Origin of the sequence: Alkanindiges illinoisensis DSM 15370, assembly GCF_000619845.1 — a bacterium.
Lineage (GTDB): Bacteria > Pseudomonadota > Gammaproteobacteria > Pseudomonadales > Moraxellaceae > Alkanindiges > Alkanindiges illinoisensis.
In genome coordinates this window covers 97,545-109,907 of sequence record NZ_JHUX01000004.1, presented here as the reverse complement: position 1 = coordinate 109,907, position 12,363 = coordinate 97,545, and the positions used below count along the sequence as shown (strand labels likewise).

Below are 12,363 nucleotides of genomic sequence, written 5' to 3'. Positions count from 1 at the left end.
GCCAGGTTGCAAAAAACCTATTCAAATGGGTAATGCTTAACGTTTGGCCAATAGGGCATTGCCCAATATAAGACTCTTCTAAGCCTGTTTTTTGATTGCCTCGGCATCTCTCAGGCAAGTTTTTATTAGGCATTTTTTATTAGGCAGCTTTTGCCAGACAACTTTTAGCGCACAGGTAAACTGCTGGATTTTTATACCGGCAAAATCTGTATTGGCAAATGCTACGGTTATTACTGGGCATTTTTTTGACTATTTTCAGGTTTATCTTAAGTTTGGTATGACAGTAAAAAGAACACATGTTTTAAAAACGGCGTTGTCGCTTTTTCATCGTGAAGGCTTTAGCAATGTCGGGGTTGATAGAATCGTTGCAGAGTCAAATACAGCCAAAATGACGTTTTATAAGTATTTTCCTACTAAAATCCGTTTGATTGAGGAATGCCTGAAGCTGGAAAGCCTAACGATCCAGAATTCACTCAATAGCCATCTGATGAAGAGCAATACCTCAGACCCTTTAAAAAAATTACAGGCCATTTATAAGTGGCATTATGAGTTTGTGCAGGCTGATCAATTTAACGGCAGCCTGTTTCATAAGGCAGCCAGCACGTTCCTGCCAGAAGATGGCAGTATTTTTGATATTATTGACCAGCATAAAAAATGGCAATTTAATTTAATCAAGCAGCAGCTGGTTGAGTTTCAGGTCAAGCAGCCTGAGGTGCTTGGTAGTTTATTGATGAATATGCTGGATGGCATGCTTTCCAATGCACGTGATGATCATCTGGTTTTTAATGGCATTTGGCCGCTGTTGGAGGCAACACTCATGTGTCATAAAACAGCGCTTTGTAGTTAGCAAGCCCTTATTTTAATAAAATTTTTTATTTTTATATTTCCTAAAAAACTTGAACGATTAAAAGCGTAATTTTTTAGTAACACCTACTGGTTTTTTAGAGCGACTCCTTCTTCTTAACCCGTATTTATAGCCAGAAGCTGCTGACCGACTGGAAGCATTGGATCGTGAAACCGAGCAGTGGAACAGGCGCATGACGGATTACCTGAGCCAGCGTGACCAGATCTTAAATAACAGGTCATTAAGTCAGGAAGGCCAGCAGCAGTTAATTGCCCTGATGCGCCAGAAGACCTTTAATCCACAGGAACTGGTCAGGGTGGATGCGCTGGAAAGAATACATGACCAGTCCATTGCCATTCCCTAAATTTTCTCTAAATCTGAATTTTTCAGGTCAGCAACGCACTGGTCAACAGATTAAAACAGGAACAGAAATTTTTAAAACCTATAGATTAATATTTCATTAATTTGCATTTAATATAATTTTATGTAATATTAATCATGCGCTTTTTATTATACAGGTTGCCATGACTTCTGCAAAAATGAATGCCCGTCATTTAATCATTGATTTAATAATGGGATCAGATGGCGCGCCAATCACCATCCGGCAATTGTTACTGGCAGCCAACCTGTTTAACTTTAGCGAAAACAGCATCCGGGTTGCCGTTACCCGTTTGTCCAGTGATGGCATGATTGAATCAGCAGGGCGAGGCAAGTACCAGTTTACCCAGCAGTGGCAGGCATGGGCCACTGACATGCTTCAGCGCAAGCAGGGTATTCAGGCCACCAAACCATGGAATCACGATTATCTGGCTGTGTTTACTGGTGCACTGGGCCGGGTAGACCGTACCGCATTAAAGCGTCGTGAAAGGGCATTGCGTCAGCATGGTTTTCGTGAGCTGCAAACCGGCCTGTTTATCCGGCCTGATAATCTGGCAGAAAGCTTTGATGAAACTTTTAAGCGCTTAATCTTAAATGGCCTGGAGCCGGACGCCAATATATTCCGGGTGAGCCATCTGGATACGGCCAGCAGCCAGAAAGTTGCCAGCTTATGGCATGGCGAAACCCTTAATCACACCTATGCCAGTATTAGCCAGAAAATTCAGGCATGGCTGGCACAAGCCCATGAGTGTGATGTAGAGCAGGCTGCACGTGAGTCACTATTGCTGGGCCGTGAAGCTATTCCCTTGCTCACCGCAGATCCGCTGTTGCCGCTACCATTTATTGATGAAGCTGCCCGCCACCAATTTGTCCAGGATGTGCAACAACTGGATCAGGTGGGACAAAAACTCTGGCAGCAATTTTACGACACGGCGCAAGTATGAGTTCCAGGCTGGTTTAAGGCGTTGAAAGTGCAAGAAAACAGTTTTTTACTATAAAAGTATTAAAAAACATGATGATTGACCTACAGACAGCCTTATGACTGAATTATTTATCAGGTAAGCTAGCCAGAGCAACAATAGGGTTTACAGCATGACACCGTGGAATTTCAACAGCTTTGAAAGTGCAGGCCAGGCCATCCTGAAATTTTTGCACCAACGGCTGGGATTTGATTTGTGGATGATCACCCGTACCGAAGGTGAGGACTGGATTGTCCTGCAAACTGAAGATCATGGCTATGGCGTCAAACCCGGTCAGGTCTTTCGCTGGGCGGATTCCTTTTGTTCACACATGGTGAAAGGCAATGCCCCCTGTATTGCCCCGCGTTCCAATGACATAGAGCTATACGCGGCAGCGCCGATTGCCAAGCAGGTGAATATTCAGGCTTATATCGGCCAGCCTCTGGTTAAGAGCGATGGTGAACTGTTTGGTACTTTATGTGCAATTGACCCCAATCCAAAAGCAGACAGTTTAGTCCAGGAAAAAGACCTGATTGAATTTATGGCTGCCTTGCTGAACCATATTTTGCAAATTGAACTCAAGCAAACCGAGCAAGCGCGCCAGATTGAGCGTCTGCAAGCCAAGGCCATGACAGATGAACTCACCCAGCTGTATAACCGTGGCGGCTGGGAGCATTTTATTGCTTTGGAAGAAGAGCGTAGCCAGCGTTATGGGAATTTGTCGGCAGTCTATGTGATTGATCTGGATGGACTAAAAGAAGTCAACGACACCCAGGGCCATGCAGCAGGTGACCAATTGATTCAGCGTGCGGCTGAAGCCCTGCGTCAGGTGGCGCGCAAGAGTGATGTGGTGGCGCGGCTGGGTGGCGATGAATTTTCGATTTTAAGTATAGAGGTGGATCATGCCGGAGCTGAAAGCCTGTTTGAGCGCATTGGTCAGGCCTTAACAGAGGCGCAGGTTAGTGCATCCATTGGGTTTGCCTTGCGTCATCCTTCCTTTGGCTTGCAGCAGGCTATTTCGCAAGCCGATCAGCAAATGTATTTTTATAAGCGCAGCAAAAAAACTTCCCGAGCCGAGCTTGAACTGGATCGTCGCTTAGAAACTAAACACTAGCATCAACAAAAAGGCAATGCCCAGCAGAACCACATTGGTGATCATAAAAAATTTGGACCAGTCCTTAATATCGGTGCAACCGCAAACCTGACATACCCTGGCCTGTCGAGGTAACGCAGCACCACAATCCGGACATAAACTCAAGGTAAAAAACATAAGTTGGCAATAGCAGAGGGATAAGAAAAAATATTGTGACTTAAATCACTAAAAAATAAGTTGGTTTTGTAATGAAATCCCGTTACGCAATACTGCCGCCATTACAGTTGTGATGCGTTATTTGAAAAGTTTGGTAATGAGAACTACTTGTTTTATACGGCTACTGCTATATTTAAGCCAAGTTGTTACTGATCTTTAATCATGCAAGGATGGAATGTTAAAGCGTAGGAAACGTGACTGCCAGTAAGTGAGCAAAATACATATTTTGCCCATCATTACAGTGTTTTGGCTTGTGATTAATTATTTGTTTACAACTTTAGTCGTATTAAATGTGATCAAATTCACAATTAGTGCTAATTTATTGTATAGAATTTGTCTAAAAGTTGACCACGGTACGAAGCTCATGGAAGCACTCTCTCAAACGATCAAATCGGCTGAATCCGAAACCGGACTTAACATTTCAGTCATTTGTGATAGAACCAAAACATTTTATGCGCAGAACCCCAAACAGGTACAACGCTTGCCCAAGCAAGAGCGCGCCTATTGGTACTGGTTCTTGAAAAACCATAGAGCGGATGCTGCATAATTTTTTTCAATTTTACAGTTTGCAATGCTGACGCTTGATGTGCTTTTTACCGCCTACTTAGGCGGTTTTTTGTTTTAAATTCTGCAAACTGAACTCTTATCCTTGTTCAGGTATAGGTATGGTCGGCTATTTTCGTTTACCATCTTATAAAAGTAGCTTATAAGTATAAAACTATTAAACTGAGCTTAACTCATCTGGGTTAAATTAAAATTCATTAAATAACAGTTAAATTTGCAATATAATATTTCAGCACTTTTTAATTAAAGCTGATTATTTTTAATCACTTAAATAAATCGATAGTTAGTTTAACCTTAAATTAGGTAATATTGGTTAGCTAAATTAATTTTTAAATTAAGTGATGTTTAATAATAATTAGTGTGATAGGCGGATTAGGCGTATGCTAAACGTCTTATTTGCTTGAGCTAGATATTCGCTCATTAATATTCAGTACCGATAATAATAGCAAGGAGTAATTACAATGAGTAACTATATTCGTCTGACCTATGCCAGTAGCACGACATCCAAGCCTGCCACCATCCGGCAGGATCTGGTATCCATTTTAAATGAAGCACAAATTCATAATTCTAATCATGGCATTTGCGGAGTACTTTTTTATGGCAACAATTATTTTTTTCAGTGTATTGAGGGCAGAAAGCTCGACATCGACATACTGTATGAAAAATTGCTAAAAGACCCACGGCATAAGGAAGTGGTACTGCTGTCCTATCAGCCGGTCAATAAGATGCGCTTTATTGGCTGGAACATGAAGTATGTATTGCAGGAACCCGCCATTATTGAGTTTTTTGAAAGCAATAACTGGGAAAAATTCAATCCCTATGTGCTGGATGAGGATTTGATTGGACCATTCTTGAATATTCTGGCCAGCCATAATGAAAGCACGCCGGGTGAGCGGGAAGAAGTGCTGGGCCGTGAAGCCGTACGTGGCCATGTACTGAATTATAAGTATGCGGTATTTATTATTGTGATTGCGCTTTTGATTTTAGTGGGCATGTACCTGTTTACCAGTTTTGGCAACTTTGCGCCCATTCAGGGAATTACTATGCGCTAGCCTGGCAATTGCTAACAGCTAGGGTAGTTCCAACAAGAACTTACAATATGCAATAAAATTCATTGTCTTTAATACGCTTTCTCACTAAATAAATAGGCCTGAATTTGGCTTAATAGCTGATAAATAAACAACTGTTTATTGTGTTGGCCTGTCATTTCTTGTTAAGTATCTATTTCGCTTACAGGCCATTGCCGGAAAATTCTTATTTTCCTTATGAAATTCTTTTTTTAAGATTCAGGCCGGTTCATGGCAAATCCACCTTCTCCGTATCTGGAGCCTATTCCAGACTGGACACCCGAAGAGCGACCCACCTTGCCGGGTTCGCCTTCCATGCCCAAACATTCGCGGCGTATGCGGCTAGTGTATTTTTTTATTGGTGTCTTTATTGCGCTAACGGCTGGGCTGAGTAATGGCTTTATTTCGGCCAATTTACCTGCATTACAGGGGGAATATGGGCTAACCCCGGTAGAAGGTGCCTGGCTGGCTGCCATTTATGTGATGTGTAATGTCACGTCCAACCTGATTCTGTTTAAAACCCGTCAGCAGTTTGGCATCCGGCCTTTTGCCGAAATTGGGCTGGGTGTTTTTGTGGTGGTGATGAGCCTGCATGTGTTTGTGCAAAGCTATCCCATGGCACTGGCGGTACGCGCAGTGAGTGGTTTTACGGCAGCGCCCTTAAGCTCGCTGGGCATGTATTACATCATGCAGGCCTTTGGTCAGGCCAACAAGGCCAAAGGCCTATACATGGGGCTGGGTTTTCAGCAACTGGGTGTACCGCTGGCCTGGATCATTTCGCCGTTTCTGACCAGTATTGGGGACTGGACGGTTTTATATACCTTTGAGCTGGGTCTGGCATTGTGCTGTCTGGCCATGGTCGTCACGGTCAAGCTGCCACCGGGTATCCGTATCCGGGTGTTTGAAGGGCTGGATTTTGTCACGTTTATACTGGTTGCGCCTGCTGTGGCACTGATTTGCGCCGTGCTGGCACAGGGAACATTGCAGTGGTGGTTTGATACCCCGTGGCTGGCCTATGCACTGGTCGCAGGTTTTGTCTTGCTGGTACTGGCGTTTTTCTTTGAGCATCATCGCGCCAGTCCACTGATTTATACCCGCTGGCTGGCTTCAGGGTTTGCATTGCGTTTTGCACTGGGGGCACTGGCGCTGCGGTTTTTATTGTCTGAGCAAAATTATGCAGCCATTAATGTATTGCGCACGCTGGGCATGGGGCCAGACCAACTGGTGTCGTATTACACGGTAATTTTTGTGGGTATTATTACGGGCACTGTAGTAGCAGCCATGACTTTTAAACCTGATGCTTTGCTACTTCAACTGATTGCCGCCGAAGCACTGATTATTGTGGCCTGCGCCATTGATTACCACATTAGCAGCGATGTACGGCCACATAATCTGTTTGTGAGCCAGTTTTGTGCTGCGATGGCAACCGGTATGTTTATGGGACCAATTTTGCTGGTTGGTGTGATGCAGGCACTCAAGCATGGTACCAACTACATGGTGACCTTTGTGCTGTTGTTTGCACTAACCCAGAGCTTCGGTGGCCTGCTGGGTTCGGCATTCTTTGGGACTTATCAGCGTTATCGTGAGCATGACTATTCGGCACAGATTGTGGAGCACGTTAATCCCACCAATCCTGAAGTGGCCAGACGATTGCAGCTACAGCAACAGGCTTACACCTCCACGCTTACCGATCCGGTATTGCGCCAGGCTGAAGGGGTAGCAACGTTTTCACGTATTGCCAGCCGTGAAGCACAGGTGCGTGCGTTTAGTGATGTGATTGTACTTAATGGGATGATTGCCGTGATTTTTTTCTTCTGGGGTATTTTTAACATCTGGCGCGCCAGACGGCTAGCGCGCCGGGAAGCTGAAGCCGCAGCGCCTGCCATGATTGCCACTGCAACGCCAAACCAAGGATGATGCCATGAGCCAGCCCAATACGCCGCCATCTAGCTCTCAACAGCCAAATCACGCTACAAATTTACCTGAAAATAATGCAGCCACTAACCCTGAAGACCCGCTGGAAAATATTGAAGTTCCCACGGATGCTGCCAATCCCAATCAGCCTTCTTCGGCGCAGCCGCAGTTGAGTGAGGAGCAGGAAGCCGCGCAGCCCGAACAGCAAAAGCCGCCCAAAATCATCAAGCCCAAAAAAACCACGGTAGCCATTATGGCCGTGGTGCTGCTGATTGGCGTGGGTATTATTTTATGGTCGTGGAAACTGTGGCCGTTTAATAGTGCAATGCAAACCACCAACAATAGCTATATTCGTGGGCAAACCACCATCTTGTCTTCACAGGTAAATGGCTATGTGACCAGTGTGCGCGTCAAGGATTTTGACGAGGTTAAAAAGGGCCAGGTACTGATGACCATTGATGCCACCACTTATGCACAAAACGTGGCACAGGCACAGGCCAATGTCGAGCAAACCCGCAATAGCCTTGCCAATGTCGAGCAAACCATTGCCCAGCGCCAGGCAGATATCAATGCTGCCCAGGCACGTGTCGCCCAGGCACAAAGCCAGTATGAGCTGGCCCAGACCAACTTTGCGCGAATTAACCAGCTGGTGGGTGAGGGGGCTGTATCGCTGGCCGAGCGTGACCGTGCCCGTGCCGAAGTGAAAAATAATCTGGCTAACCTGAAACAGGCGCAGGCCAATCTGCAAGTGGCACAGGGAAGCCTGAAATCAACCCAGGTGGGACGTTCCGGCATGGAAGCACAAATCCGGGCAGCACAGGCCCAGCTTGAAAAAACCCTGATTGACCAGCAGCATACCGACATTATTGCACCACGTGACGGACAACTGGGCGAAGTAAATACCCGGCTCGGTCAATATGTGGCAGCAGGCTCGCAATTGTTATATCTGATTCCAGACCAGTTATGGCTGGTGGCCAATTATAAGGAAACCCAGATTGAACGCATGCAGGTCGGCCAGCCAGTGAGTTTTAAGGTAGATGCCCTGGGTCATCAAAAGTTTACCGGTCATGTGGACAAGATTGCGCCAGCCACAGGCTCAGAGTTCAGCGTGCTCAAGTCAGACAATGCTTCAGGTAACTTTACCAAGGTGGTGCAACGTATTGCTGTGCGTATTGCCATTGATCCCAATCAGCAACGCCTTGAGCAGTTACGCCCCGGCATGTCGGTCATTACCACGGTAGATACCCGTAATGCTCACTAAAGCAGCCAGTTAAAATCGCAAAGGATAAAAGCTAAAGATAGTTGTGGTTAAAAAATAGCCATTTATCGGATAATGCATAACAATGGAGAGTTTCCTGCAAAAACCCAACACTGTATTGCATATTCTTTCATTACAAAGTGAATGTAGCTGTTATAATCAATCCATGATTTCGTAGATGAGAACAGGTTAGAATCATGAAAACAATTGACGAAGCCGGCAAAGCTGCCGTTACCCCTTCTCAAAGAAATATCACGGTAATTTGCCAGCAAAACAAGGAATTGTATTTAAGCAATCCAAAATTGATTCAGCGCTTGCCCAAAGAACAGCGCGCTTACTGGTACTGGTTTTTAAAGCATCATAATGATACCGATTCCAATGCGAATACCATTCATTGATACTGTTGCTGCTGATGCAATGTGCTGATTGAATTGTGGATTTAATTTGTCTTTGGTTGATTTAAACGTTAAGCGGCTTTTGGCAAAACTATTCTAATAGATAAAATTCAGTGTTAAATGTTTAAGAGTTAAATGCTGTTGATAAAGCTTTTGCAGTAATAAGCCAGCCAAACACCAGCTACACTAATTCCTCACCGCCTTCGGGCGGTTTTTTTAATTCCTGCTGATCCAGTATTTGAGTGCATACCGCAAAGTCTGTGATCTACCTAGTCTACCACCGGGTATCCTATAAATAAGCTGGATGAGTTTAGCTTGGATGATTTAGCGCAAGGCCTGACAAACAATCCGGCTGGCTGAAGCAATAATGGCATCATTGGGCTTGGCGGTTTTGTCCGGACAAGTAAAGTAAATGGCCAGAATGATAGGCGCCTGCTGTGTTGGCCACACGATGCCAATATCATTACTGGTGCCATAAGCGCCGGTTCCGGTTTTATCACCCACGATCCAGCCATTGGGAACACCAGCCCGGATACGGGCATTGCCCGTGGTATTGTTTTTTAACCAGTACAATAACAACTCACGCTGGGTTGGTGCCAGTACATTGCCCAGTAGCAGGCGTTGCAGCGTGTTTGTCATGGCCGTGGGAGTAGAAGTATCACGCTCATCGTGAGGCAGGGCAGTGTTAAGCGCGGGTTCCCAGCGATCCAGCCGGAAGATATGATCGCCGATATGACGGGTAAACCGGGTGAGGGCGGCTGGCCCACCCAGAATTTGCAGCAACAGGTTGGCGGCTGCGTTATCGCTATAGCTGATACAGGCTGCACAAAGTTCACTTACCGTCATGCCACGATCCACATGCTGCGCTGTAATGGGTGCATAACCGGAGTCTTGAACCTGCTGCAGGGTAAAATCAATATGCTGCTGCAACAGGCTGGCGTTATGCATGCTTTGCTGCAAAATGGCAGCCACCGCCACCAGTTTAAACGTGCTGCACAAGGGAAAGCGCTCGCTGGCCCGATAATCAATGCGCATCTGGTTGGCGGTATTTATGGCCGATAGCCCAAGCCTGCCCTGTGCCTGTTTTTCCAGTTGGGCCAGAAATACATTAACTTGCTGCTTAACCGATTGCTGCACTGCTGTTGGCGACAATAAAGGCTGCTGCGCTTGAGCAGGGTCGTCCATTAAAGGAGAGCTTTTGCGGTTAGCGGTAGAAGAACCAGAATACAGATTTGCACAGCCCGGCAGTAACGGGGCAGACAGCAGAGCCAGAACCACGGAGCGGCGTGACAGGAAAGATTGCATGATGGGAGTTCCGTTTCCAGTGAATCGTATAACAGCCTTGATGGGGATATTAGCAAATTCAGGTGATGGCAAAAGCAGGAAATGTTTATGCCTTTGCAACCTGATATTTACATTTAACTGAAAAGAAGTAGCAGTTGAACTATTTAACAGAACTTACCTGATACATATTGATATTTACTGAAGCTAATGAATGCGTTATAACTAAATACTATGCTTTTTGTACTGGGATAGACATGGCAGATCTCGTCAGGCTTACCTATGCCAGCATGGCCACCGGCAGCTCAGCAGGCGTGCAGGGCGACCTGATTGATATTTTGCATCAGGCGCGTCACTTTAATACCAAACGCCATATTCATGGTGTGCTGTTTTATGACAATAACTATTTTTTTCAGTGTCTGGAAGGTGAGCGCCAGCAGGTCTTCAAGCTTTATCATAAAATTTCCAAAGACTCACGGCATACCAATATTGTGCAGCTAACCTGTGAGCCAATTGATGCGCCAGCCTTTAGCCGCTGGCAAATGAAGTATATTCTTGAAGACAGCCGAATCCGGCATTTCTTTACTAATCATTACGGCCAGAAATTTAACCCGTACCTGTTAAGTGATGAATCTGGCATCGCCTTAAACCATGAATTTATCCAGTTGCTGCTCACCGGACAAGAAGCCCCGATTGCAGACACGACCGCCCATTTTACCCGCCCGGTGCCTACCAGCGCGCGCTATGGCCCCATTTATTCCTCAGGGTTTTTTACCCTGTTTGTGGTGATTCCCATTATTGTGATTTGCCTGATGATTTATCTGTCTTAAGCAGACTGGGCAGCTTCACCCCGCATTTTTTGAAAAGCCAGGCTCAATATATTTATTTCAATAAACCATAAAGTCCTGCTGGATTTTTTATATAAAATATTGATTGGTAAGTTAAAAAATATTTAAATTCAATAGTCTAATAAAAAAGCCACTTTAACAGTAGCTTAATGAGGCAAAAACAAAAAAAGCAGAAGCTGCAAGCCAATGGGCAAAAGGGTTAAGCCACCAGTCTGGCATGTTCTACCGGCTGGGTCACCGATTCAATTTTCAGGGTTACGGCATTCTGCGTAATGTAGGTCACCGTCAGGTCATGCGAGTTTGAACCGGTATACATACCGTTAACAATACCCGGCACTCGTGCCCCTGACTTTAGGATCAGAATGCCTGTCAGGGTGTACGGCACACTAATGGTACTGACCGTGGCAGCAATCAGCGCCACATAGGTAGAATTGGCAGGTACGGTGACTGGGGTATTAAACGACCAGGTTTTGGTGCGCGTGGTGGAGCCATTCCAGGTATAAGTATTGGTTACATCCAGTGAAACCGTAATTTTGCCTTCTGCCAGAAAAGGAATGCCGGTTTTAAAGGTGGTGCTCACTCCAACTTTTACCGCCAGTGAATCTGACCAGCCCGAGGTTTCTGAAACTGATTCAGAACCACTAATGCTGCTGGTTTGCGACTGTGCGGTATTATTAGTGACGCTCTGGCGATACAGGTCAGCCGGGGTGGATTTAATGATTTTTGCTGCTGCCACATCATAATTAATACTGGAAATTTCAATATCCACTACCGGATCAATCGCACTGGCGCACCAGACGCCGCCCTGATTGTCACTGGGGTTGGTGCCCTTGTATACGCACAGGTTGCCGTCATCCTGTAGCACAGCAAAATAAGCCTGATTGGGCTGGCTCTGGTTCAGTGCGCCCCAGACAAAGCCCTTGTTATCACTTGGGCAAGTGCCTTTATACACGCATAAATTTCCATCGCCCTGCATGATGCTAAAGTAATCGCCATTGGGCTGACTTTGACCCAGTGCGCCCCACAAAAAACCCTTGTTGGCATCGAGTGCGGAGCCCCGGTAAACGCATAGGTTGCCATCGCCCTGCATGATGGCAAAAAATGCGTGGTTGCTGGACACCAGATAATCATTGGTAGTGAGAACCTGATTGAGTGCAATGAAAGAACCTTTGTTTGACATGATTTGTATCCTTGAGTGCAATGATGTAATGCATTATTTTTACTAAATATTTTTTACATCTATTATTTAGCCGTTGGTCATCATTATTGGGTGGAATGATGATGAAACTGACTATAATCCGAATGAGCAGGCGTGCCAGTATCAGTTCAGGATCATCTGTGGCTACCGGAGTTTTGAATCTATAAACACACAAAAGGTGGCGGTATTAAGCAGGGATCAGCAATGGATGAGCCATGTCTGGATGCATGAAAGAAGGAATGGATTGTGCTTGGAATCAGGGCCAGGCATGATGCAAAAAGTCAGAAAGATGTAAGGCAAAGCTATAGGATATGGCCGCCTGAGTTGCTAGCATAATGCCAAACCTAT

General features: G+C 45.5%; 11 protein-coding genes and 1 pseudogene. 10 read left to right on the top strand and 2 right to left on the bottom strand.

Annotated elements, in window-relative coordinates; all coding sequences use genetic code 11:
• Positions 1–277: 277 nt before the first annotated feature.
• The 9 genes and pseudogenes from Q337_RS17335 to Q337_RS0109290 all read left to right on the top strand — a co-directional run bounded on the left by Q337_RS17335 (position 278) and on the right by Q337_RS0109290 (position 8,691).
• Positions 278–847, top strand: coding sequence for a TetR/AcrR family transcriptional regulator (locus Q337_RS17335; RefSeq protein ID WP_156935762.1), 570 nt, complete (start codon positions 278–280; stop codon positions 845–847).
• 142 nt (positions 848–989) lie between these two features.
• Positions 990–1,208 (top strand): annotated as a pseudogene (locus Q337_RS18635) (lipase secretion chaperone); the annotation flags it as partial.
• 160 nt (positions 1,209–1,368) lie between these two features.
• Complete coding sequence (locus tag Q337_RS0109330; protein ID WP_026471368.1) at positions 1,369–2,166, top strand: PaaX family transcriptional regulator C-terminal domain-containing protein; 798 nt, start codon at positions 1,369–1,371, stop codon at positions 2,164–2,166.
• 148 nt (positions 2,167–2,314) lie between these two features.
• Positions 2,315–3,295: a sensor domain-containing diguanylate cyclase gene (locus tag Q337_RS0109325; protein ID WP_026471367.1), complete on the top strand. Its 981-nt coding sequence runs from the start codon at positions 2,315–2,317 to the stop codon at positions 3,293–3,295.
• 559 nt (positions 3,296–3,854) lie between these two features.
• Positions 3,855–4,037, top strand: coding sequence for a hypothetical protein (locus Q337_RS18830; RefSeq protein WP_156935761.1), 183 nt, complete (start codon positions 3,855–3,857; stop codon positions 4,035–4,037).
• Between the two features lie 478 nt (positions 4,038–4,515).
• On the top strand, positions 4,516–5,106 hold the full coding sequence (locus tag Q337_RS17330) for a BLUF domain-containing protein (protein ID WP_051526756.1): 591 nt from the start codon (positions 4,516–4,518) through the stop codon (positions 5,104–5,106).
• Positions 5,107–5,352: 246 nt separating this feature from the next.
• A complete protein-coding gene (locus tag Q337_RS17325) occupies positions 5,353–7,038 on the top strand; it encodes an MFS transporter (RefSeq protein WP_051526755.1) in 1,686 nt (561 codons plus the stop codon).
• Positions 7,039–7,042: 4 nt separating this feature from the next.
• Positions 7,043–8,296 (top strand): HlyD family secretion protein, encoded by a 1,254-nt coding sequence (locus Q337_RS0109295; protein ID WP_084494806.1) that lies wholly within the window; start codon positions 7,043–7,045, stop codon positions 8,294–8,296.
• Between the two features lie 194 nt (positions 8,297–8,490).
• Positions 8,491–8,691, top strand: a complete 201-nt coding sequence (locus Q337_RS0109290; protein WP_026471364.1) for a hypothetical protein — start codon at positions 8,491–8,493, stop codon at positions 8,689–8,691.
• Positions 8,692–9,012: 321 nt separating this feature from the next.
• Here Q337_RS0109290 and bla read toward each other — a convergent pair whose 3' ends face one another.
• Entirely contained in the window at positions 9,013–9,993 is a 981-nt protein-coding gene (gene bla, locus Q337_RS0109285; RefSeq protein WP_026471363.1) for a class A beta-lactamase, read from the bottom strand.
• Between the two features lie 233 nt (positions 9,994–10,226).
• On the opposite strand from bla, the gene Q337_RS18385 reads away from it, so the two are divergent.
• Positions 10,227–10,799 (top strand): BLUF domain-containing protein, encoded by a 573-nt coding sequence (locus tag Q337_RS18385; protein WP_051526754.1) that lies wholly within the window; start codon positions 10,227–10,229, stop codon positions 10,797–10,799.
• Between the two features lie 217 nt (positions 10,800–11,016).
• Here the strand turns inward: Q337_RS18385 and Q337_RS0109275 are convergent, their stop codons facing one another.
• Positions 11,017–11,997 (bottom strand): ETX/MTX2 family pore-forming toxin, encoded by a 981-nt coding sequence (locus tag Q337_RS0109275; protein WP_026471362.1) that lies wholly within the window; start codon positions 11,995–11,997, stop codon positions 11,017–11,019.
• Positions 11,998–12,363: the final 366 nt, after the last annotated feature.